17 protein-coding genes are annotated in these 22,947 nt (G+C 71.5%); 9 read left to right on the top strand and 8 right to left on the bottom strand.

Features of this window, described 5'->3' with window-relative positions; genetic code table 11:
* Positions 1–94: 94 nt before the first annotated feature.
* Positions 95–1,339, top strand: a complete 1,245-nt coding sequence (locus HHX40_RS21195) for a transcriptional regulator (RefSeq protein WP_165900650.1) — start codon at positions 95–97, stop codon at positions 1,337–1,339.
* Between the two features lie 117 nt (positions 1,340–1,456).
* Here the strand turns inward: HHX40_RS21195 and hisC are convergent, their stop codons facing one another.
* Positions 1,457–2,512 carry a histidinol-phosphate transaminase gene (hisC, locus tag HHX40_RS21190; RefSeq protein WP_182881967.1) on the bottom strand — a complete coding sequence of 352 codons (1,056 nt, stop codon included), beginning with the start codon at positions 2,510–2,512 and terminating at the stop codon, positions 1,457–1,459.
* Between the two features lie 32 nt (positions 2,513–2,544).
* Positions 2,545–3,060, bottom strand: coding sequence for a hypothetical protein (locus HHX40_RS21185; RefSeq protein WP_182881966.1), 516 nt, complete (start codon positions 3,058–3,060; stop codon positions 2,545–2,547).
* Between the two features lie 135 nt (positions 3,061–3,195).
* On the opposite strand from HHX40_RS21185, the gene HHX40_RS21180 reads away from it, so the two are divergent.
* On the top strand, positions 3,196–5,388 hold the full coding sequence (locus tag HHX40_RS21180) for a glycoside hydrolase family 6 protein (RefSeq protein WP_182881965.1): 2,193 nt from the start codon (positions 3,196–3,198) through the stop codon (positions 5,386–5,388).
* 147 nt (positions 5,389–5,535) lie between these two features.
* Positions 5,536–6,201 carry a polysaccharide deacetylase family protein gene (locus HHX40_RS21175; RefSeq protein ID WP_182881964.1) on the top strand — a complete coding sequence of 222 codons (666 nt, stop codon included), beginning with the start codon at positions 5,536–5,538 and terminating at the stop codon, positions 6,199–6,201.
* Here the strand turns inward: HHX40_RS21175 and HHX40_RS21170 are convergent.
* From HHX40_RS21170 to HHX40_RS21145, 6 genes are all read right to left on the bottom strand, one after another.
* Positions 6,180–7,388, bottom strand: coding sequence for an acyltransferase family protein (locus HHX40_RS21170; protein ID WP_182881963.1), 1,209 nt, complete (start codon positions 7,386–7,388; stop codon positions 6,180–6,182). The two genes, HHX40_RS21175 and HHX40_RS21170, sit on opposite strands and share 22 nt — an antisense overlap.
* Positions 7,389–7,476: 88 nt before the next feature.
* A complete protein-coding gene (locus tag HHX40_RS21165; protein ID WP_111700359.1) occupies positions 7,477–8,151 on the bottom strand; it encodes an NUDIX hydrolase in 675 nt (224 codons plus the stop codon).
* A 39-nt stretch (positions 8,152–8,190) separates the two neighbouring features.
* On the bottom strand, positions 8,191–10,026 hold the full coding sequence (locus HHX40_RS21160; RefSeq protein ID WP_182881962.1) for a DUF4434 domain-containing protein: 1,836 nt from the start codon (positions 10,024–10,026) through the stop codon (positions 8,191–8,193).
* 62 nt (positions 10,027–10,088) lie between these two features.
* A complete protein-coding gene (locus tag HHX40_RS21155; protein WP_182872994.1) occupies positions 10,089–11,177 on the bottom strand; it encodes a glycosyltransferase in 1,089 nt (362 codons plus the stop codon).
* A gap of 14 nt (positions 11,178–11,191) precedes the next feature.
* Positions 11,192–12,454 carry a nucleotide sugar dehydrogenase gene (locus tag HHX40_RS21150; protein ID WP_182881961.1) on the bottom strand — a complete coding sequence of 421 codons (1,263 nt, stop codon included), beginning with the start codon at positions 12,452–12,454 and terminating at the stop codon, positions 11,192–11,194.
* A gap of 98 nt (positions 12,455–12,552) precedes the next feature.
* Positions 12,553–14,220 (bottom strand): glycosyltransferase family 4 protein, encoded by a 1,668-nt coding sequence (locus HHX40_RS21145; RefSeq protein ID WP_111700356.1) that lies wholly within the window; start codon positions 14,218–14,220, stop codon positions 12,553–12,555.
* Positions 14,221–14,276: 56 nt separating this feature from the next.
* Here HHX40_RS21145 and wecB point away from each other — a divergent pair, with 56 nt between their 5' ends.
* From wecB to HHX40_RS21115, 6 genes are all read left to right on the top strand, one after another.
* On the top strand, positions 14,277–15,404 hold the full coding sequence (wecB, locus tag HHX40_RS21140) for a non-hydrolyzing UDP-N-acetylglucosamine 2-epimerase (RefSeq protein WP_138459562.1): 1,128 nt from the start codon (positions 14,277–14,279) through the stop codon (positions 15,402–15,404).
* 217 nt (positions 15,405–15,621) lie between these two features.
* Entirely contained in the window at positions 15,622–17,691 is a 2,070-nt protein-coding gene (locus HHX40_RS21135; RefSeq protein WP_182881960.1) for a glycosyltransferase family protein, read from the top strand.
* Positions 17,692–17,876: 185 nt separating this feature from the next.
* Positions 17,877–18,806, top strand: a complete 930-nt coding sequence (locus HHX40_RS21130) for a CPBP family intramembrane glutamic endopeptidase (protein WP_182881959.1) — start codon at positions 17,877–17,879, stop codon at positions 18,804–18,806.
* Positions 18,807–18,848: 42 nt separating this feature from the next.
* Positions 18,849–20,123, top strand: a complete 1,275-nt coding sequence (locus HHX40_RS21125; RefSeq protein ID WP_182881958.1) for a sensor histidine kinase — start codon at positions 18,849–18,851, stop codon at positions 20,121–20,123.
* Positions 20,111–20,770 carry a response regulator transcription factor gene (locus HHX40_RS21120; RefSeq protein ID WP_150933850.1) on the top strand — a complete coding sequence of 220 codons (660 nt, stop codon included), beginning with the start codon at positions 20,111–20,113 and terminating at the stop codon, positions 20,768–20,770. The genes HHX40_RS21125 and HHX40_RS21120 overlap by 13 nt, the downstream gene beginning before the upstream one ends.
* 112 nt (positions 20,771–20,882) lie before the next feature.
* Entirely contained in the window at positions 20,883–22,916 is a 2,034-nt protein-coding gene (locus HHX40_RS21115; protein WP_310738214.1) for an HNH endonuclease signature motif containing protein, read from the top strand.
* The last annotated feature ends 31 nt before the right edge of the window (positions 22,917–22,947 follow it).

The following is a 22,947-nucleotide window of genomic DNA, read 5'->3' as shown; positions in this document are numbered from 1 at the left end:
AACATTGGTCGAGCGCACGGAAGACACTCCGCGCGGGTCACGTCTGGGGACGGTGACACCCGACCTCACCATCGGCGTGGTGGGGTCACATGATTTGGTCGAACGCGTGATGCTCATGGGGCACTCGGCTGCCCCGGTGCCCTGTCGGCTGGTCGCCGCCGCGTACAGGGACGAGCAGGAGGCCGCGGACAAGGTGACCCGGCTCGGGCCGGGTGTGGACGCCTGCCTGTTCGCGAGCCCGGTGCCCTTCGAGCTCGCCCGGCGGGCCGGAGTGCTGACGATGCCCGCGACACACGTGCAGCTCGGTGGAGCGGCACTGGTGGCGGCGATCGCGCGGGCCTCGCTGGACGAGCGGACGGATCCCCGCCGGGTGAGCGTGGACGTGCTCGGGCGGCCGGACATCGACGAGGCGTACGCGGACCTCAACCTCCCCTCGGGGGAGGTGCACAGCCGCGACGAGCCGGGCCCGATCGGCACGGTCACGGCCTTCCACGAGCGGTTGTTCCGCCAGGGGGCCACCACGGGCGCGCTGACGTGCGTCCAGGGAGTGGCCGACCGGCTGACCTCGGCCGGGGTGCCGGTCGTGCCGATCCGGCCGACGTCCGCGGCCGTACGGACGGCACTGCACACGGCGGCTCTGCTCGGCGCCCGGCACCGGCTGGAGGAGTCGCAGCTCACGGTCGTGCTGGTGGAGGTGCCGACGCTGCGCGAGCCGGTACGGCGGGCCGCCCCGCGCTACTGGCGGGACGAGCTCCGGCTGTCGCTGCACCGCCTGCTCGTGCAGGAGGCCAACCGGATCAACGCGAGCGTGTGGCCGATCGACGACCACAGCTACCTGGTCGTGGCGACCAAGGGCTCGATCGCGGCCGCCACCGACGGGTTCCGGGTGCTGCCCTTCGCCGCCAGGATCCGCGAGGAGCTGGGGCTCGCCGTCGAGGTGGGCGTGGGGATGGGCCGCACGACACACGAGGCCGAGACGCACGCGCGGGGCGCACTCGCCCGCACCCAGGGTGGCAAACAGCCCCAGGGCTTCGCGGTCGACCGGGAGGGCCGGGCCCTGGTGCCGCCGCCCCGGATGCCTCCCCAGCCGGGCGGGCCGATCAAGCCCAAGGGCGTCGAGGTGCTGGCGCGCCTGGCGGCCAAGCTGGAAGGCGGAGACACGGTCGTGGACGCGGAGGGGGCCGGGCGCATGCTCGGGGTCACCCCGCGTACGGCTCGCCGGTTGCTGCGCACGCTGGTTGACGAGGGACTCGCGTGGCCGCTTCCGCCGAACCGCACTCCGCAGCCGGGCCGGCCGCGCCAGCTCTACCGGCTGATCGTGGAGAAGCTCAGCCGGTGACCGGGCGGTCGTGAACGACAGGTGTGGACGGCGCTCGGCGCCGGGCAGACGGCGTGGGGCCGGCGTGCCCCGGCAGCGCGGCCGCCGTCCACACTCTCCCTTCGATGGGAGGACCGCTCAGACGAAGGCCTGGGCCACGGACAGGAAGACGTCGTTGGCCTCGGGGTCGCCGATGGACACCCTGGCCCCCTCGCCGTCGAACGGGCGCACGGCGACGCCCACGGCAGCGCACTCCGCGGCGAACTCCGTCGTGCGCTCGCCGAGGCGCAGCCACACGAAGTTGGCCTCGGTGGGCGGGACCGTCCAGCCCTGCGACAAAAGGGCCTCCCGCACGCGCGTGCGCTCCTTGATGACGGTCTCGACCCGCTCCAGCAGCTCGTCCTCCGCGTCGAGGGACGCGATGGCGGCGGCCTGCGCGAGGTGGTTGACCGCGAAGGGCAGCAGCGTCTTGCGGACGGCCGCGGCCACCGGCTCGTGCCCGATCAGGTAGCCGACCCGCAGCCCCGCCAGGCCGTACGCCTTGGAGAAGGTGCGCAGGACCGCGACGTTCGGGTGCTCGCGGTAGAGCGTGAGGCCGTCCGGCACGTCGGCGTCCCGCACGTACTCCCGGTACGCCTCGTCGAGGACGACCGTGACGTCGCCGGGCACCCGGCCGAGGAACCGCCTGAGCTCCTCGGTCCGGTTCACGGTGCCGGTCGGGTTGTTGGGGTTGCACACGAAGACCAGGCGGGTCTCCGGCGTGAGGGCGTCGGCCATCGCGTCGAGGTCGTGCGTCTCGTCGCGCAGCGGCACCTGGATGGAGCGGGCGCCCGAGAGGTCCGCGAGCAGCGGGTAGGCCTCGAAGGAGCGCCAGGCGTACAGGACGTCCGCACCGGGCTCGCCCACCGCCGCCAGGATCTGCTGCGCCACCGCCACCGACCCGGCGCCGAGCGCGACGTGCCCGGCGGGCACGTCGTACCGCTCGGCGAGCGCCTCGGTGAGCCGGACGGCGCCGGGGTCGGGATAGCGGTGGACCTCGGTGGCCGCCTTCGCGACCGCCTCGACCACCGACGGCAGCGGCCCGTACGGGCTCTCGTTGGAGGACAGCTTGTACGACCGGCCCTCCGGGGAGACCACCGCCTTGCCGGGCTTGTAGGGCGGCATGCTGTCGAGGATCGAGCGGAATCGCGGCATACCGTCACCTTAGAAGATGACCCGGGGAGGCTCTACTTGTAGTAGGCGTACAGCGTCTTCCAGGTGCCGGCGTACTGGCAGTTGAGCGACGGCTTGGCGGCCTTGCCCTCGGAGCAGACCTTGAGCTCGACCTCCCCGACGTTCTTCATCGTGAAGGCGAACTTCTTCTTCACGTTGTACGAGCAGGTGCGGTAGTTGCGGTAGGCCAGGTGCGGCGTGTTGGAGGAGTCGAACCAGCTGACGCGGAAGAGCGCCCAGCCGCAGGAGGACGAGGAGCGGGTCCGGTCGACGACGCTGCCGGAGACCTTGACCCACGGCGCGGGCACGCTGGGGTCGTCCTTGGCCGCGGCCGTCAGCGAACCGCTCACCTTGGCCTTCGAGCCCACCGCGAAGTACGGGCCCCAGGGCTTGAAGGCGGCCTGGGCGGCGGTGGCCTGAGTGCCGGCCTGGGTGGTGGCGGCCTCGGCGGCGGTGGCGGTGGCGAGCGGGGCGAGAGCGAAGATGCCGGCCGCCAGCGTGATGCCGGCCAGGGAGCGGGTGAGCGCCATTGCGGGGTTCCTTTCCTCTGTTGTTGCGCTCACTTTGTCGCAGGCCGCTTTCAATGCGCTTGACGCCCGCTGTACGCCCCTTTCGGACGCCGATATTAGTTAGGATCGCGCCTGAACCGGCGATCGGGGAAAAGCATGACGAACGGCGCTGAGAGCGGCGGACCGCGATACGACGATCCCCGGCGCATCGGGCCGTTCCACATTCTCGGGCGGCTCGGTCAGGGCGGCATGGGCACCGTGTATCTCGGCCGGGACGACGAGGGCCGGGAGGCCGCCGTCAAGGTGATCCACCCGCAGTGGGCGGCCGACCCCGGTTTCCGGCGCCGGTTCCAGCGGGAGGTCGCCGCCGCGCAGCGGGTCGCCCGCTTCTGCACCGCCGCCGTCATCGGCGCCGGGCTGGACGGCGACGTCGCCTACCTCGCCACCGAGTACGTCCCCGGCCCCACCCTCCAGGAGGTCGTACGGGACCGCGGGCCGCTGTCGGGATCGAGCCTGGAGGCGGTCGCGGTGAACGTGGCCGTGGCCCTGCAGGCGATCCACAGCGCGGGGGTGATCCACCGCGACCTCAAGCCGTCGAACGTGCTGCTGTCGCCGGTCGGCCCCAAGGTCATCGACTTCGGCATCGCCCAGGTCACCGACAACACGGCGGACCTGAGCGGCATCGTCGCCGGGACGCCGTCCTTCATGTCGCCCGAGCAGGCGAAGGGCGACCGGCTGACCCCGGCCTCCGACATCTTCGGCTGGGGCGCCCTGGTGGCGTACACCGCCTCTGGGCAGGCGCCGTTCAGCGGCGGGTCGATCCCGAGCATCCTCTACCGGGTACTCCACGAGTCTCCGCAGATCTCGGGGCTCGAACCCCGGCTGCGGTCGATCGTCGACCTGGCGCTGGCGAAGGAGCCGGCCCGGCGCCCCACGGCGCAGCGCCTCGTCGAGATGCTGACCGGCCACGAGCCGGTCGAGCTGATCGCACCAGCCGCTCCGGTCGCGACAGCCGAGCCGGCCGCACCGGCGGCGACGGTCACCGGGGCGCCGACGGTCGCCGGGGACGCGGCCGGCCGCCCGTCCCGGCCCGGCCTCACCGGCGGCGTCAGGCTCGGGATCGCGGCCGTCGTGGCCGCCGTCCTGGTCTCGGCGGGGATCTTCGTCGCCGTCCAGTTCACGTCGTCGGAGAAGCCGTCGTCCGGGACGCCGGGGAAGCCCCTGGCGGCGTCCGGGAGCCCCGCCGGGTACACCACCCCCGCCCCCACCCCCGCCCCTACGGGCACGACGGCTCGCGGCGCGGGCTCGGGCAACCCGCTGCGCGAACCGGACGTACGGCTCTACGCCGACCCGGCGGGCGACGAGGCGCGCCAGGCGGAGGCCTGGGCGGCCGCGGGGCGCGGCGAGGACGCCGAGACGATGCGGAAGCTGGCCGCGGTGCCGAGGGCCGTGTGGCTGACCGGGCCGAGCGCCGCCCAGGCGGGCCGTACGGCGAGCGCCGCGCTCGGGGCCGCCGCGCGGCAGGACGCCGTGCCGGTCTTCGTCACCGACGACCTCCCGCTGCACGCGTGCAACGAGGGCGGCGCGGCCGGCTCGGCGCAGTACCTCGCCTGGATCGACGCCGTCGCCTCGGCCGTCGGCGACCGCAGGGCGGTGTTCGTGCTGGAGCCCAACAGCCTCACGGAGCTGCCGGGCTCGCCGGAGTGCTCGCTCGGGAACGCCGCCGACCAGCGGGCCAGGCTGCGGATGCTCACCTCGGCGGTCGAACGGCTCGGCGCGCTGCCGAACACCGCCGTCTACCTCGACGGCAGCCTGGAGGGCTGGCCGTCACCCGAGGTCATGGCGACGCGGCTGGTCGAGGCGGGCATCGCCCGGGCCGACGGCTTCTACCTCAACGCCGCCGGTTACCAGGAGACCGGCTCGCTCGTCGCGTACGGCACCCGCCTCGCCGCCTGCGTCAAGATCAAATCGTCGGGGAGCGGCACCTGCGCCGACGCCGGGACGGGCGGGGACACGGGCGGGGGCACGGGCGGGCTGCCGCACTTCGTCGTCGACACGAGCAGGAACGGCAGGGGCGCGTGGACTCCGCCGGAGGGCAGGTACAAGGACCCCCAGGAGTGGTGCAACCCCCCGGGACGCGGCGCCGGGGCGCGGCCGACCACCGACACCGGCAGCGCGCTCGTGGACGCGTACCTGTGGGTGCGACCGGCCGGGGTCTCCGACGCCCGGTGCACCCGTGGCGAGAGCGGCTCCGCCGACCCGGTGTACGGCATGGTCACGCCGTACGGCGGCCAGTGGTGGCCCGAGCTCGCCCTCCAGCGGGCCAAGGACGCCGTCCCGCCGCTCTGACGAAGGTCTGATTACCCTCTCTGCCGATATTCACTAAGATCCCGCGACATGTGGCGGAAAGTCAGAATCTCGTTGGCCGGTGTCTGCGTGGCGGGCGTCTGCGCCGTCCCCACCTCGGCCGCCTCGGCCCCGGTGTCGGTGAAAACGGTGGCGGTGAAAACGGTGGCGGCCGTGCAGACGGTGAAGGCGGCGAAGCCCTACTGCGCCCGGTACAAGTGCATCGCGCTCACCTTCGACGACGGCCCGTGGCCCTACACGCCGGCGCTGCTCGACACGCTGAAGAAGCACAAGGCCAAGGCCACGTTCTTCCTGCTCGGCCGGAAGGTGGCCAACCGCCCCGAGCTCACCCAGCGGATCGTGCGGGAGGGGCACGAGATCGGCAACCACACCTGGAACCACCCCGACCTGACCAAGCTGCCCGACGAGGAGGTGCTCAGCGAGCTCACCAGCACCTCGGACGTCATCTACGAGACGATCGGCAGGAAGCCGGAGATCATGCGCCCGCCGAACGGCGCGACGAACGCCCGCATCTCCGGGCTCACGGCGCAACTCGGCCTGCCCCAGATCCTCTGGACGGGGTCCACGCTCGACTGGCAGGCCAGGAACACGAAGGTGATCGCCGCCCGGACGCTGAAGCTCGCCAAGCGCGACGGCGTCATCCTGCTGCACGACATCGTCCCGGAGACGGTCAAGGCGATGCCGGGCGTGCTGAGCAAGCTGGAGAAGCAGCACTACAAGTTCGTCACCCTGACGACCCTGCTGCAGGGCCGGACGCTGCGCGGGGGCGAGATCTACCCGCCCCGCGGCAAGTAGGCGGCCGGAGCCTCCGCCAGCGGCGCCGGTGCCTGCGTCTGCACCGGCGTCTGCATCGGTGCCTGCACCGGCGTCTGCACCGGCGGGACGGGGACCGCGGCCGCGGCGTCCGCCGTGAGCGACCGCTCCAGGGCCGCCCGCAGGCGGGGCTGCAGGGGCCGCTCCACCAGCCGGTGCACGGCGTACGCGACGGCGAGCACCGCGGCGGTGACGACGGGCAGGGCGAGCCGGTTGCCGAGCGGCCCGTGCAACGCCTGGATGAGCAGGAACCCCACGTGGTGGTGGAAGAGGTACAGGGGGTAGGTCAGCGCGCCGAGCGCGGTCAGCCACCGCCAGTCGAGCCGGTCGAGCGCGCCGACGGCGACCGCGACCATCACCAGGAAGATCAGTGAGATCACGCCGACGACGAGCGCGGACCCCAGTGCCGGGCCGAACCGGTCGACCGCCGGGAGCTTCTCCCCCAGCACCGACACGATCGCGAGCGCCCACCCCGCCCCGACGAACAGCCAGGGGAACATCGACCCGCCGAAGCGGTGGATCAGGAACAACGCCATGCCCGCGATGAAGTACGGCGCGCTGAACGGCAGCAGCACCGCCTGGAGGAGGTCGGCGTCCACCCGCTCGGCGATGACGAGCAGGAAGACCCAGCCGCCGAGGAACGCCAGGCAGCGGCGGTAGGTGATGCCGACCGCGGCGAAGCACGCGACGAGCACATAGAAGACGAGCTCCTGCCAGAGCGTCCAGTAGACGATCTCCAGGTCCCGCACCCGCAGACCGTGCTGCAGCATGGTCAGGTTGGCCAGCAACTCGGCGAACGTCGGCCGGTGGTCCGTGATGAGCCCGGCGACGGCCAGCGCGCCGAGGACGAGCACGCTCGCCCAGTACGCCGGGTAGAGCCGGGCGATCCGCGACGCCGCGAAGTGCCCGGACGTACGGCCCCACGCGCTCATCAGGATCACGAACCCGCTGATGAGGAAGAACAACCGCACGCCGTACACGCCGAACATGGTCACCGCGCTCAGGGCCGGGAAGGCGTTCGGGGTGCCCCACGCGCGGGTCTCGCCGAAGTGGAACAGGACGACGCCGAGAGCCGCGCAGAACCGCAGGAGGTCGAGGACGCGCAGCCGCGACGGTCCGCGGAGGATGGCCGGCGCGTCGGGGGCGACGCGTGGGGCCGCAGCGAGCATAGGCCGGAATATATCCTGAAAGATCCCTGTGAGGCGGACGATCAGGTCGTGGCAGCCACCGCGCGGCCACCGTGCGGCTACTGTGCGGCTATTGGGGGGCGGCGGCGCCGGCGCGGAGCATCGGGGGATGCAGCAGCACGGCGGGGCCGCGACGGTGCAGCATGGCGGGCCGGCCGCCGTCCCGGGTCGTCGTGCGCCCGGTGGGCACCAGGAAGCCCTCGGTCTTGGTGACCTTCCGGTGGAAGTTGCGGGGGTCGAGCGGGCGGCCCCAGACGATCTCGTACACGCGGCGCAGCTCCGCGACGGTGAACTCCGGCGGGCAGAAGGCGGCGCCGAGCGAGGTGTACTCCAGCTTGCTCCGCGCCCGCTCCACGCCGTCGAGCATGATCCTGCGATGGTCGAAGGCCATCTCCGTCAACTCCGCCACCGGCTGCCAGCTCATGTGGGCCTCGGTGGACGCGGGCAGGTCGGGGGCGAGGCCGAGGTAGGCGACGCTGACCACCCGCTGACGGGGGTCGCGGTCCGGGTAGCCGTAGGTCTGCAACTGCTCCAGATGGACGGGAGCGCCGGGCAGGCCCGCCCGCTCGGCGAGCACCCGGGCCGCGGCGGCCGGCAGGTCCTCCTCCAGCTTGATGAAGCCGCCGGAGAGCGCCCACCTGCCCTCGTACGGCGGCCGGTCGCGCCGCCAGACGAGGGCGCTCAGCTGCTGGGACCTGACGGTGAGCACGACGAGATCCACGCTGACCGGGATGCGCGGGATCATGAGCGAACGCTATCAGTACGCGGCCGGTTGCCCGGTGTCTCAGCCGGTGTTGTGGTAGTAGACGGGCTCCGCCGACTTACGGCCGTCAGCGGAGGTGACCTCCACCCGCACCCACACGCCGCCGGGCACCGTCGCCCAGTCCACCGGGATCCAGATCTGCTCGGTGCCGGCGGGAAGCCCCGGGATCGGCATGCCGTCGTGCCAGCCGACCGTCGCCGAGTCGACGACCCTGGGGGTGTCCAGCCCCGGCCAGCTCAGCGTGACCTTCGCGTCGCCGAGGTGGTAGCCGCGGATCTCCAGGCCGTCCTGGATCTGCCGTTCGCGCCGCTGCGCCTCCACCGGGATCGGCCGGTCCCAGTCCTCCGCGATCTCCTCCGACAGCGACGGCGAGCCGCAGGTGAAGAAGTCGCTCCACATGTACGAAATGATCTTCGAGACGTACGGCCCGGCCAGTGTGACCTGGGTGTCGAGCCGGGGCTTGTCGGTCCTGCCCCGGGTTCCCTGACGGCCGCAGTTCTCGGTGGAGGACGGCTCGAAGGCCTCGACATTGGCCCACAGCTCCACCTCCACGCCCTCCTCGGCCAGCTCCGCCCGCGCCTTGGACATCTCGCGGTAGTAGTCCCGGGTGCCGCCGTAGTAGGCCGTGGCGTAGGTGCTCTCGCCGACGACCGGCTTGAGGCGGTCGTCCACCGGCTTGTTCTTCCAGTTGGGCCAGAACAGGCCGACCTTGCCCGTGCCCCGGCCGTCCTGCGGGGCGATGATCTCCACCCCGGTCCGGGCGAGGGCCTTGAAGCCCGCGGCGACCTGCGCCGGCGTGGAGGTGTACTTCAGCCGCCTGCGGCTGTCGATGTACGGGCTGACCAGGATGGGCTTGCCGGGCAGCTCCTGCTCGACGATCCGGTGCTGCTCGGCGTACACCTGGAGCGTCTGGACCTTGCCCGGGTCGGGCCAGTCCCTGAGCTGCAGCTCGAACGGCTGGTAGACGCCGCCCAGCGACTGACGGTCGCCGAAGCGGTTGCCGTAGTCCTGCAGGATCCGCCGGGTCAGCGTGGTGAGCGTGCCGATGTGCCGGGGGTCGGCGCGGGTGGACTCGGCCGGGTCGCGCGGCGCCAGGGGCAGCGCGGGGAAGACCCTGATGCCGAACCGGTCGCCGAGGTCGAGCAGTTCGCTGAGGCTGTCCTGCTCGCCCGCCGAGACGAGGATCAGGTGGTAGGCCCGCCCCTTGGTGGTGAAGTCGCAGGTGGGGTCGTCCGAGCCGTCCTCGGGGGCGATGAGCCGGTAGAAGACGTCGCCGTTCACGACGATCTTCCGTTCCACCTGCGGGCAGCGGAAGATGCCGGGCCCGAACTGCTCGTCGGTGCGGTAGACGTACGTCCAGCTGATGCGGTTGCCGGGGTTGGCGGCCCGGAGCTCCTGCTCCGCCGCCTTCATGCAGCTGAGCCCGCTCTCCACGCAGACGGCGTACCGCTTGTCGGGCGGCGGGGTCTTCTCCCGATCCTTGTCGTCCACCGGCTGGAGCACCCGCCCGTCGTCGTCGGTCTGGCGCGGCGACAGGCCGAAGCCGAGGCGCACGACGGTGTCCCCGCCGAGGCGGTGGATGGCCTGGAGCTGACGCCGCCAGGTGCACGGGTCCGAGGTCGGGATGAGCCAGTACCCCCGCACGGCGTACGGCGTGGCCGCGGCGGTGTCGAACGTGCCACAGGGGTCGGTGAACTCGCTGTGCGCGGGGGACGGGCTGGGGCTCTCGGTCGCCGCGGAGAGGGTCCGCCCGGCCCCGGCGGCGCCGGGATCGGAGCTCCCGTCCCGCAGGACGATCACGACGGACGCGACACCCGCGAGGATCGCCACACCCAGGATGAAGGTGAGCCAGCGCACTTTCAGGACACTACCCGCCCGTCGTTCGTCGAACTTGTCACGCCGAAGTGTTCACCGGGGCTTCAGCTCTTGACGCCGGCCCACGCTTCCAGCTGGTCGACGAAACGACGCGCCGAGTTGGGCCAGTGGTGATGCGCCCGCGCGGCGGCGTAGCCGCGCCCGCCGGTGCCGCGCCGTTCGAACGGGTTGTCCCTGAGCTGGAGCACCGCGCGCGCCACCGCCTGCGGGTCCCGCCACGGGACCACCATGCCGCACTGGTAACGCTCCACGAGCTCGACGGCCCGGGGCGAGGGGGTGGTGATGACCGGGATGCCGTGGGCCATGTACTCCACGATCTTCGTGGGCATGGAGTGGCGGTAGTTGGGCTCGTCGTGCAGCAGCGACAGCCCGGCGAGCGCGCCGTCGAGCCGCTTGAGCGCCTCGTCGTTCGGCATGAAGTCGCGCCACTCCAGCACGCCCTGCGCGACCGCCTCGTTGAGCAGCGGCCTGCTCTGCGGGTCGGCGTAGCCGATCAGCTCCACGGCCACCCGGTGCGGCTGGAGCAGGCGGGCCACCTCGACGGCCTCCTGCACGCCGCGGGCCTCCGACAGCCAGCCCAGGTAGACCACCCGGTCGTCGCCGGGCGGGCTGACGCTGTCGGGCACCCAGGTCTCGTTCGGCACCACCAGGTGCCGCTGCCTGAACCGGCCCGCGTACGCCGCCTCGGCCAGCAGCAGGTGCATCCGGCGCTCGGCGGTGCCCTCCAGGAGCCGGGCGAGGAACCGCGTCGGCGGGCGCAGGAACGCCGGCAGCCACGGCTTGAGCGACAGCGTCGCGGGGGTGTCCTCGTGGACGTCCCAGACCACCGGCGGGCTCTTGCGCACCCCGGCGACGGCGAACAGCAGCTCGGGGTCGTGGATGAGCGCCAGGTCGACCTTCCCGCGCATGCTCTTGAAGAGCTTGCGGGCCGCCCGCACCGCCGACAGGCGGCGCCGCTCGGCGGCCCTCGGCAGGTCGACTCCGGTCACCCACGAGCGCGGCACGACTCCCCGCGCGGTGTACGGCGCGGCGTACGTGACCTCATGACCGGCATCGACGAGTGCCCGGATCTGCCGGTGCAGGATCCGGGCGTCCTCGGGGTGATGCACCACCGTCATGACGAGCACGTGCACGGCGCGGACCCTTCCTACAGCCGCTCGACGCGTTCGCTCGTGGCGAGCACGCCACGAGTGTCCAGGACGAGAAGGGCCTGGTCCTCCACCACGTCCAGGTCGAACGCCGCGTGCTGCTGCAACAGGACCACCACGTCCGCGGCGGCCACGGCCGACGACAGGTCCTCCTCGCGGGGAATCGCCCTGCCCTCGACCGACCATTCCTTCACGTACGGGTCGCAGAACGACAGCTCCGCGCCCAGCTCCAGCAGCGCCTCGGCCACCGGGATCGCGGGCGTCTCCCGCTCGTCGGCGATATCCGGTTTGTACGTCACGCCGAGGAGCAGCACGCGCGAGCCGTTCACCGGCTTGCGGGCCCGGTTGAGCAGCCGCTGCACCCGGGCCACCACGTACGACGGCATCCGCTCGTTGATCTCCTGAGCGAGCTCGACGAAGCGGAAGGGATAGCCGAGCTTCCGCACCGTGTACGACAGGTACGAGGGGTCGACGGGAATGCAGTGCCCGCCGACGCCGGGGCCGGGCAGGAACTTCTGGTAGCCGAAGGGCTTGGTGGAGGCCGCCTCGATGGACTCCCAGAGGTTCACCCCGAGCTCGTCGCAGAAGATCGCCATCTCGTTGACGAGGGCGATGTTGACGTGCCGGTAGGTGTTCTCCAGAAGCTTGGCCATCTCCGCCTCGCGGGTGCCGCTGACCGGCACGACCCGCTCGACGAACCGGGCGTAGAAGGCGACCGCCCGCTCCTTGCAGGCCGCGGTGTAGCCGCCGACGACCTTGGGGGTGTTGCGCAGGCCGAACTTCGGGTTGCCCGGGTCGATCCGCTCCGGCGAGAACGCCAGGTGGAAGTCCTCGCCCGCGGAGAGCCCCGACTCCTCCAGGATCGGCCGTACGAGCTCGTCGGTGGTGCCGGGCCACGTGGTGGACTCCAGCACGACGAGCGTGCCCGCCTGAAGGCGCTCGGCCACGGCCCGGGTGGCGCCCTCGACGGCCGACAGGTCGGGACGGTGGTCCTCGTCCAGCGGCGTCGGGACGCAGATGACGATCGTGCTGGACCGCGACAGCACCGAGGCGTCCAGCGTGGCGGTGAAACCCGCCGCGAGCATCGCGTCGAGGTCGGCGTCCGTCAGGTCGTCGATGTAGGAGCGGCCGGCGTTGAGCGCGTCCACCTTGCGGGGGTCGACGTCCAGACCAGCCACCCGCAGACCGGCCGCCGTGGCCTCCTTGGCCAGCGGCATGCCCACGTATCCAAGCCCGATGATCGTGAGATCGAAGGCAGTCACGATACGGCCTGAGGGCGGAAACAACACTTCATGGTGGCAAAGGTTATCTCAACTCGGCACCAGGCACGCCTGATGCAACACATCGGACTTCGTGCGTTTTACCGGGTTTCGGTCAGCGACTGGTAGATCCCCCGGTAGGTCCGGGCCAGGCTGCTCCAGGTCCGGTGCGCGGCGACCTCGGCCTTCCCGGCCTCGCCCATGACCCGGCGGCGCTCCGGATCGTCGCGCAGCGCGGCCAGCCCCTTGGCGAGCGCGGCCGGGTCTCCTGGCGGCACCAGCAGACCGGCGCCCTCGCCGCCGACGAGCTCCGACAGCGCGGGCAGGTCGCTGAGCACGACCGGCTTGCCCAGCGCCATCGCCTCGACCGGCTTCAGCGGCGTGACCAGGCGGCAGACGCGCAGGTCCTCGCGTGGGCAGACGAAGATGTCGATGGCGGCCTGGGCCTGCAGCGCCTCGTCCGGGCCGACCCGGCCGGGCAGGATCGCGTCCCTGAGGCCGAGCCGCTCGACCTGTTCGAGCAGCGCGGGCCGCTCCGCGCCGTCGCCGACGAGCAGCACCCGCACCGGCGTCCCGGCGTCACGCAGCAGCGCGGCGGCGTCCAGCAGGGTGGCGAAGCCCTCGTAGCCCACGATGCTCGACACCGAGCCCACGACGATCTCGCCGCGGCCCACGCCGTAGCTCTCGCGGAACGCCTCGCCGTCGTAGTCGGCGGTCAGCAGGGAGTCGTCCACCGCGTTGGGCGCGAGGAAGATGCGCTCCCGGGGGACGCCGCGCTCCATGATCTCGGTGGCCATGGTCTCGGCGAGCGTGACGACCGCGTCGGCCTCGCGCATGATGCGCGCCTCCCGCTCCCGCTGGAGGACGTGCCGCTCGCTGCCGACCCGGGCCGGGTCCCGGGAGACCCAGGTCTCCTCCAGGAAACCGCGCACCTCGTACACGAAGGGGGTGTTCGTCCGCTCGCGGACGGCGAGCGCGACGGAGCCGTTGCGGTGGTCGGTGGCCGCGTGCAGGACCTGCGGGCGGAGGGTGCGGACCAGCTCCGACACGTCCGCGGCGCCGCGGATCATCCGGCCCTGCGTCTCGAACGGCACGTCGTCCTTGGGCAGCAGCCGGTAGTAGGGGACCCCGTCGATCTCCTCGTACGGCTCGGCGTCGGTGTGCCCCTGGAGCATCGGCCAGCCCCAGCTCGTCACGACATGCGGGTCGAGCCCGGCCGCCCGCTGCGCGGTGACGATGCGGTGGGTGCGCACGGTGTATCCCGCCTGCGTGTACGGCAGCGCGTTGGTGACCATGTGCAGCACCCGGCCGGGCACCCGCTCGCCCATGATGACCTTGGGCTTCGGCGGGATCGGGTCCGGGCCCAGCGCCGCGAGCTCGCCCTCGTAGTAGGCGATCCTGCGGCGGACGAACGGCCATCGGGCCTGCGCCTGGAGCACCCGGACCGACTCGGACATCCGCCCGGCGTCGAAGTGCGCCTTCGCCTCCTTCAGCGGGCCCTTCGCCGCCCGCTGCAGGATCTTGCGCGTACGGACCTTGACGAAGCGGGCGGCGGGCCAGGCGACGCGGCCGACGAACGGGCGCACCCCGGCCGGCATCGCGTCGGCGGCCGCCTGGGCGATCCGCATCGGGTCAGACTTGGCCTTGCTGGCGACGATGCGGGAGACGAGGATCGGGTTCCGCGCGAACCCCCGGAGGAAGCCGCCGAGACCGGCCTTCGCGGACGCGGCGGACACGACCTTTACGGGCTTGTTGGCCTCGGTTTCCACGGCGCGACCGTACCATAGGCAACGTTTGTCTCAGGGTTAGGTGAAAGGCGAGGTAGATGAGAGACCAGCCCCTCGTCCTGCACGTTTTGGGCGCCCGGCCCAACTTCGTCAAGGCGGCGCCCGTCGTCAAAGGACTGGCCGCGCTCGGCGTCCGGCAGGGCATCATCCACACGGGTCAGCACTACGACGCGCTGATGTCGGACGTGTTCTTCGCCGACCTCGGGCTGCCCGAGCCGATCGCGAACCTCGGCGTCGGCAGCGGCACCCACGCGCGGCAGACGGCGGCCCTCCTCACCGGGCTTGAGGACGTCGTCCTGGAGCACCGTCCGGCGCTCGTGGTCGTCTACGGCGACGTGAACTCCACGCTCGCGGCGATCCTGGTCTGCGCCAAGCTGGGCGTGCCGACCGCGCACGTCGAGGCGGGCCTGCGCTCCTTCGACCGGGGGATGCCGGAGGAGGTCAACCGGATCGTCACCGACGCGCTGTCGGACCTGCTCTTCGCCACCTCGCCGGACGCGCTGGCGCACCTCGCCAACGAGGGCGTGGACCCGGCGAAGGTGCACCTCGTCGGCAACCCGATGATCGACAGCCTGTTCGCCGCGCTGCCCTCGCTCGACCCCGCGCCCGTACAGGAGCGCCTCGGCATCTCCGGGCGGTACGCGGTGGCGACGCTGCACCGCCCGGCGAACGTGGACGACCCCGAGGCCGCCCGCGAACTCGTCGACGCGGTGCTCGGGGTGGCCGAGCAGGTGCCGGTGATCGTGCCGCTGCACCCCCGCGGCCGGCAGCGCCTCGCGGAGGCCGGCCTGGTCGATCGCGACGGACTGCGGATCGTGGACCCGCTGGGTTACGTGGACTTCCTGTCCCTGGTCCGGGGCGCCGCCCTGGTGGTGACCGACTCCGGCGGCGTGCAGGAGGAGACGACCATGCTGGGCGTCCCGTGCCTGACCGTACGGCCCAACACCGAGCGGCCGATCACCGTGACGCACGGGACGAACCGGCTCGTGACCCCGGCGTCGCTGCCCGCCGCCGCGTCGAAGGCGCTCGCGGACGGCGCCGCCACCCCCAGCGGGGAACTGCCGCCGCTCTGGGACGGCGCCGCCGGGCCGAGGATCGCCCGCGTCATCGACGCCTGGCTCCGCGGTGACAACCTCTCCCCCGCCGCCAAAGGCCGGGCGCGCTAGCGCCCGGCGAGCGATCCGTAGGGGCGCGCCGCCAGTCTGGACTGAGGAGCGAGGAACGAGCGACGAGGGAAGACGGCGGGTGTGAGCGCCCCGACGGTGAGCGGGAAGCACAGGCCGGGCGCGCTAGCAGGAAGCTAGCTGCGAGGCTGAATCACCTATTTCGGCATAAAGGCGGCGGCGACAGCCGTACGATGACTCTTCCTTCGAGGGGGGAAGCATGGCTGAGACCGACGAGACTCCTGAAGAGCCCCGTTTCCAGCGGCTGGGGCCGGTGAACTGGCTGCCCGAGGAGCGCAAGCACGTCGAGCAGTACGAGGCGCGCATCCGCGACCTGGAGAATCGGCTCGCCTACCAGGAGGCCCGCGCCGACTACGCGCTCTGGCGGCTCCAGGCCACCCAGACCCAGAAGCCGTACCGGGTCGCGCAGGTGCTGACGAACGCGGCCAAGCCCAAAAAGATCGTCCGGCTGCCGCGCGACCTCAGCAAGGCGATGAAGGACGGCAGGAAGGCGCCGAAGGCGCCGCCGTCCGCGATCGAGGTCGCCGCCGCGGCCGAGGCGCGGGGTCCCGAGGTCAAGATCCCGACCCTCCAGTGGCCCGACGGCCCTGTCGTGCGGCCCGACATGCGCGTCGCGGTGATCCTCGACGACTTCTCCCGCATGGCGTTCAGGTACGAGTGGGACCAGATCGAGTTCGGCCTGCAGGACTGGCGGGAGATCTTCGCGGAGCGGCGTCCGGAGATGCTGTTCTGCGAGTCGGCCTGGCACGGCAACCAGGGCCGCTGGCGTTACCAGATGACCGGGACCAACGCGCCCAAGCAGGAGTTGCGCGACCTGATCGCCTGGTGCCGGGAGGAGGGCATCCCCACGGTCTTCTGGAACAAGGAGGACCCGCCCAACTTCGACTTCTTCATCGAGACGGCCAAGCTGTTCGACCACGTGTACACGTGCGACGGCGACATGATCCCGAAATATCGCGAGATGCTGGGTCATAACCGTGTCGGCGTGCTGCAGTTCGCCGCCCAGCCGCGGATCCACAACCCGATCCAGACCAAGCAGGGCCGGCCGTACGACGTCGTCTTCGCCGGCATGTACTTCCGCGACAAGCACCCCGAGCGGCGCGAGCAGATGGAGACCATCCTCGCGCCCGTACGCCCGCTCGGCCTGCACATCTTCGCCAGGAACGGCACGGTCGCCGACAAGTACGCCTGGCCGGAGGAGTACCGCCCCCACATCGCCGGCGAACTGCCGTACGAGCAGATGCTGGCCGCGTACAAGATGTACAAGGTCTTCCTGAACGTGAACTCGGTGATCGACTCCCCGACCATGTGCGCCCGGCGCGTCTTCGAGCTGTCGGCCTGCTCGACCACCGTGCTGTCGGGCTGGTCGCGGGCCATCGAGGAGACGTTCGGCCCGCTGATCCCGGTCGCGCACTCGCAGGAGGAGGCGTACAACCGGGCGATCTACTTCATCAACAGCCCGGAGCTGCGGTCCCGGCAGGGACACCTGGCGATGCGCGAGGTGTTCGACAAGCACCTGTTCTCCCACCGGGTCGACCAGATCCTCACCGACCTCGGCCTGCCGGTCGTGTCGCGCTCGCGGTCGATCTCCGTCGTGCTGCCGACCAACCGGGCCGGCCAGCTCGAACACGCGATCACCCAGGTGGCCCGGCAGCGGCACCGCGACCTGGAGCTCGTGCTGGTCATGCACGGCCTGTCGGAGGACCCGGCGGTCGTGCGCGACAAGGCGCTCGCGGCGGGCATCCCGGCCGTGAAGGTGCTCACCGCCGACCCGTCCTGGACGCTCGGCGAGGTGCTCAACCACGGCATCGCCCACGCCGACGGCGAGCTGATCTCGAAGATGGACGACGACAACATCTACGGCGAGCACTACCTGTCCGACCTGGTCCGTTCCTTCGACTACGCCGACGCCGAGATGGTCGGCAAGGGCGCCCACTACACCTACTTCCCCGACCAGAACGTCACGATCTTCCGCCTGCCCGGGCTGGAGCACCGCTACGCCCACCTGATCCAGGGAGCGACGATCCTGGCCAGGACCGACCTGCTGCGCGCGTTCCCGTTCGAGCCGGTCAACGCGGGCGAGGACACCCGGCTCGTACGGCGCTGCAAGGAAGAGGGCGTACGGATCTACTCGGCCGACCGCTACAACTTCATCTACATGCGCGGCTCCGACGCCACGGCCCACACCTGGCAGGCCGCGGACTACAAGCTGACCCGCAACGCCCAGTTCTGCTTCGCCGGCAACCCCGAGCCGCACGTGCTCATCTGAACGTACTTGTCCGGCGTGAGGGCCGCGGCCCTCACGCCGCCTCCCGGCCGACGCTCTGAACTGGTCGTTCTCTCCTTGGTACCCCTGGCTGTACCCCCATTGGGGTGTACGCGGGAGCGACCGGGAGGGCCCGCGGCTGGTGTGCTGATCACTGTCAGTCGAGCACTCCCACAGGAGAGAGTGAAATGGCAGTCGACAGCTGGCCGGAGGCCGAGCGGTACACGAGTCGGAGCGGGGTTCGGGGCTTCATCCGCAACCATCCGCTGATCAGCTTCTTCGTCCTGGCCAACCTGATGAGCTGGGTCGCCTGGGTGCCCTACATCCTCTCGGCGACCGGCCTGGCGGTCTGGGACTTCGCCTTCCCCCGGTTACTCGGCAGCACGCAGCTCGCCGGGGTGCTGCCCGGCGCCTATCTCGGCCCCATCTTCGCCGCGTACATCGTGACCAGGGTCGCGGACGGCAAGGAAGGCGTCCGCCGGTGGCTGCGGAGGATGACCAAGTGGCGGGTCGGCTGGGTCTGGTATCTCGTGGCCGTCCTCGGCGTCCCCGCCGCCATCATCGCCGCCTCTCTCGCGCTCTCCGGCGAGGACATCCACGTGCCGCCCGTCGCGGTGCTGGTCGCCTACCTGCCCAGCCTGCTGATCCAGATGGTCACCACCGGTCTCGCCGAGGAACCCGGCTGGCGTGACTTCGCCCTGCCCCGCATGCAGCGCAGATTCGGCCCGCTGGGCGCCACCGCCATCCTCGGCCTGCTGTGGGGCGTCTGGCATCTGCCGCTGTTCCTGAGCGAGTGGGGTGGGTGGCCGGACGTCACCATGATGAGAGTCGGCGAGTTCGTCGCCTTCTGCTGCGCCTTCAGCGTGGTCGTCACCTGGATGTTCAACCGGACCGGTCAGAGCCTGCCGCTGGTCATGCTGCTGCACGTGAGCGTCAACAACTTCATGTCGCTCCCGTACGGGGAGATGTTCCCGTCGATCGCCACCGCCGAGCAGGCGAGCCATGTCACCCTGCTCGCGGCCACCACGGCGGCGATCCTGCTGCTCATCGCGACCCGCGGCCGTCTCGGCTACCGTCCGGTCGAGGAACCCGTGCCGGAGCTCGCCCGGCAGAGCTGAAGGGATGTCCTGTTCCAAGCTCTCTGGCCCACAAGGGGGTGCATGATGGCGGCACACCAGGCGGAACCGGCCGACACCCGGCGAAACGATCGGAGGGGTGTCGCCGCACGCGCCCGTGATGTCTTCGGCGCGTTCGAACATCTCGTCGGCGGCCTCGGCACGGCGCTGCTGGCGCTCGCCGCTCTGGTGTGGCTCGTCGTGGCCGGACTGACCTGTGTGATCGGTGTGGGCCTGCTCCTGCTGCCCACCGTGCCGCGTGTCCTACGGTCCGCCGCCGAGCGCGAGCGTGACCGGTTGTCCCGCTGGGGTCCGGAGATCGTCCGTTTGGGGCCCGCGCCGGCCGGCGCACGCGCCGCGCTCGCCGATCCGGCCGTACGGCGGGAGCTGTGCTGGATCCTCGCGCACGGCACGCTGGGCCTGTTCCTCGGCGTGGCCGGGTTGACCATGGTGCTGAACGCCGTGCAGAACATCACGTATCCGCTGTGGTGGCGGGCGCTGCCCGCGGAGGATCCCACCCCGACCCTGGTGTTCTGGGACGTGATCGACGACGCCGGCGCCATGGCGGTCGCGATCCTCGGCGTGGGAATGGCCGCCTGCTTCCTGGTGCTCGGGACGGGAATGGCCCGGTTGCAGGCGTGGCCGGGACGCCGGCTGCTGGCGCCCACCGCCGACGTCGACCTGTCCCTGCGGATCGCGGAGCTGTCGGCCACTCGCGCGGCGGCACTGGACGCCCACGCCGCGGAGTTGCGGCGGATCGAACGCTCGCTGCACGACGGGGCGCAGAACCGGCTGGTCGCGGTCACCGTGATGCTCGGCGCGGCCCGCCGCGCGCTGGCCCGTGACCGGCCGGACGCGGAGGACATGCTCGAACGCGCCCAGGAGACCGCCGAGCACGCGCTGGCCGAGCTCCGTACGGTCGTCCGCGGCATCCTGCCCCCTGTGCTGGCCGACCGGGGACTCGCCGGTGCGCTCGCCGGGCTCGCGGCGAACTGCGGTGTGCCCTGCCGGGTCGACGTCGACGCGCTCGGCAGGTGCCCCGCCTCCATCGAGGCCACCGCCTATTTCGTGACCGCCGAGGCACTCACCAACATCTCCAAGCACAGCCGGGCCCGGCACGCCACGGTGACCGTACGGCGTGAAGGCGACCGGTTGTCCCTGCGAATCGAGGATGACGGCGTCGGCGGCGCGGACGAACGGCGCGGCTCCGGGCTCACCGGCATCCGCAGCCGGGTCGAGGCGCACGACGGCCGTCTCACCCTGACCAGCCCGCCCGGCGGGCCGACCGCACTCGAAGTGGAGTTGTCATGCGGATCGTGATAGCCGAGGACGATCCGCTGCTGCGTGAAGGCGTCGCGCTGCTGCTGCGCGCGGAGTCCTTGGACGTCGTGGCCACGACCGACTCCCCGGACTCCTTCCTGGCGGCCGTCGACGCCCACCGGCCCGACGTGGCCATCGTCGACGTCCGGATGCCTCCGACCCACACCGACGAGGGCATCACCGCGGCGGTCGAGGCCAGGCGCCGTCAGCCCGGCCTTGCGGTGCTCGTGCTGTCCGCCTACGTCGAGCAGGCGTTCGCCACCGAGCTGCTCGCCGGCGGAACCGACCGGCTCGGATACCTGCTCAAGGAGAGAGTCGGCCGCGTCGACCAGTTCCTCGACGCCCTGCACCGGGTGGCCGCGGGAGGCACGGCCATAGACCCCGAGGTCGTCGCGCAGTTGCTCACGCGCACCCGCACCGACAGCGGGCTGGAACGGCTGACCGCCCGGGAGTTCGACGTGCTCGCCCTGATGGCCGAGGGACTGGGCAACACCGCCATCTCCGAACGGCTCTTCGTGAGCGAAGGCGCCGTCCACAAGCACATCCGCAGCATCTTCGCCAAACTCGACCTGGCGCCCACCGACCGAGCGGACCGGAGGGTCACAGCCGTCCTGCGCTACCTGGAAGAGACCCAGCGCCGCGGCTGACGTCGTACACACGCCGCACCCCGGCGTTGCGGCGTCTGCCTGATGGGACCCGCACCCCCACTGGCTGTGACTCCAAGTAATCACCTCGATAGCTTGTTCTATACAGAGAGTGATGAAAGAATTAGGGCAAGAGTTCGAATTGCAGGAGTGGTGGGAGGAGGGGCGCATGGAGTCTCCGACGTTCGACGCGTCAGCGCCCCGTCCTCCGGCTGATCCCTGGTGGGCCAGGATCATCGACGGCCCGCCCCTCTGGTCCTCGGACGACTCTCCTGCGTCCGAGCCCGGCGCCGAAGACTCGCATCTTCGCCCTGCCGCCGCGCCGAACCACGCTGTTGACGGCGGCGCTTTTGGCGCGGGGTCGTCGTCATGGGTGGCGGTAGCGGCGCTTGCTGAGGCGGCTCGGGCGGTGGCGCTCGTTCCAGTGCCCGAGGCACCTGAGGTGTGTCTGGCCGAGGCCGAGGAGTTGCTGTCGGCCCGCGACCGCATCACCAGCGCGTTGGCTGCCCGGGTCGGGCGTGTCCATCGGGCCGGGGAGGCGAAGAGCCATGGGCATGCCTCCACCAAGTTGTGGTTGCGTTCCGCTGGGGGGATGACCCCTGCGGGAGCAGGCCGGTTGCTGACGATGAGCATGGAGCTGGTCCGCCTGCACGAGGTGCGCCGCCTGTTCGCGGAGAGCAGCTTGCCCGAGGGGATCGTGGAGGCGATCTGCACCGCCACCTCCGGGCTGACCGACGACCAGGCCACCACCGCCGAGCGGATCTTGCTGCAGTTGGCCGGGTCGGCGGGTGCGGCGGAGGTGGCCAGGGCGGGGCGGTATCTGCGGGCGGTGCTGGACCCCGACGGCCACGAGCAGGACGAGCAGGCCGACTTCGACCGCCGGTTCTTCCGGGTGCGGCGGCGCAGGAACGGCGGGTTGGAGGGAGAGTTCTACCTCCCGGTGGAAGCCGCCGCACGGCTGCAGCACTGGCTCGACGTCTACGCCAAGCCGAAGGCCGAGGGCGACGACCGCACCCCGAGCGTGCGGAACGCGGACGCGTTCATCGCGTTCCTGGAAAGCAAGATCGTCACCGAGCTTCTGGTGCTCGTCAACGCCGAATCCCTCCCCGACGACCCCGCGACGGCTCCCGGCAGCGAACCACACGCCGGTGATGCTCCGGGGCGTGACAGCGGGCGCTCCGAAAGCGACATACCCGAGTGTGACGGTGACCGGTTCGGGAGCGATGCGCCGATGCCGGGCGACGAGCACTGGGCTGACGCGCCTGTCAGCCGGGACCCTGGCGTGGATGCTCCCACCTGCGGCGACGAGCGTCTCGATAAGGATTGCTCGGCCACGGGCAGCCCGAACGTCGCCGAGCCGCACTCCCACTCGGCCCACGGCGACGAGCACGCCGAGCCGCGTGGCGGCGGGAACTGCACTGGAAACCGACGTGCGTCCGGCTGCCCCGATGAGGACCGCCCTGCCGGTGACTGCCCTGCCGACGACTGCACGGCAGGGGACTACCGGCATGCCTTCATGCCGGGTGAGGTGCCGCACGGGATGCCGAGGGCGGGAGCCGACACTCCGCCGGGTGCGGAACACGGCAGCGACACCTGGCCGGGAAACGACGCCCGGCCTGGAAGCGACGCCCGGCCTGGAAGCGACACCTGGCCGGGAGGTGAGTCCTGGGCGGGGGCGGGAGCCGACGCTCCGCCAGGGTTGGGGGGCAACAGTCCGCCGGGGGTGTGGTTGCGGGGGTTGCCGGGGCTGATCCTGGCGACCGGGCATCTGCTGCCCGCCTCCAGGGTGCACCGGCTCGCTCGCACCAGCACCCTGGTCCGGATCGTCATGAACGCCGGTGGGCAGGTGCTGGACATGGGCCGCAAGGTCCGTCTGGCGACCCCGGCGCAGCGGCGGGCGGTCTTCGCGCGGTATGCGACCTGCTGGGTGGACGGCTGCCCGCTGCCGGCCACGATGTGCCAGGTCGACCACGCCGAGGACTGGTGCAGCGGCGGGCTGACCGACCTCACGCTGCTGGGACCGGCGTGCCAGTTCCACAACCGCGACCGCTACCGCCACCCCAGCCGCTACACCCGCCGCAAGGTCGGAGCCGACCGCTGGGCCTTCACCTACCGCAACCCCCGCACCACCCGGCGAGCGAGGACATGACGGGAGAAGGGGGCGATGGCTGCCGGCGTCG

The sequence above is a fragment of the Microbispora sp. H10949 genome (genome assembly GCF_014161435.1).
GTDB classification, from domain to species: Bacteria; Actinomycetota; Actinomycetes; order Streptosporangiales; family Streptosporangiaceae; genus Microbispora; species Microbispora triticiradicis.
This window is presented reverse-complemented; position numbering and strand designations above follow the sequence as displayed.

Coding starts and splice junctions, on each gene's coding strand:
- hisC (WP_182881967.1), bottom strand. CDS start 2,512: ATGCCGCGATTCCGCTCGATCCTCGACAGCATGCCGCCCTACAAGCCC.
- HHX40_RS21170 (WP_182881963.1), bottom strand. CDS start 7,388: ATGCTCGCTGCGGCCCCACGCGTCGCCCCCGACGCGCCGGCCATCCTC.
- HHX40_RS21165 (WP_111700359.1), bottom strand. CDS start 8,151: ATGATCCCGCGCATCCCGGTCAGCGTGGATCTCGTCGTGCTCACCGTC.
- HHX40_RS21135 (WP_182881960.1), top strand. CDS start 15,622: ATGGCTGAGACCGACGAGACTCCTGAAGAGCCCCGTTTCCAGCGGCTG.
- HHX40_RS21185 (WP_182881966.1), bottom strand. CDS start 3,060: ATGGCGCTCACCCGCTCCCTGGCCGGCATCACGCTGGCGGCCGGCATC.
- HHX40_RS21130 (WP_182881959.1), top strand. CDS start 17,877: ATGGCAGTCGACAGCTGGCCGGAGGCCGAGCGGTACACGAGTCGGAGC.
- HHX40_RS21115 (WP_310738214.1), top strand. CDS start 20,883: ATGAAAGAATTAGGGCAAGAGTTCGAATTGCAGGAGTGGTGGGAGGAG.
- HHX40_RS21180 (WP_182881965.1), top strand. CDS start 3,196: ATGACGAACGGCGCTGAGAGCGGCGGACCGCGATACGACGATCCCCGG.
- HHX40_RS21120 (WP_150933850.1), top strand. CDS start 20,111: ATGCGGATCGTGATAGCCGAGGACGATCCGCTGCTGCGTGAAGGCGTC.
- wecB (WP_138459562.1), top strand. CDS start 14,277: ATGAGAGACCAGCCCCTCGTCCTGCACGTTTTGGGCGCCCGGCCCAAC.
- HHX40_RS21125 (WP_182881958.1), top strand. CDS start 18,849: ATGATGGCGGCACACCAGGCGGAACCGGCCGACACCCGGCGAAACGAT.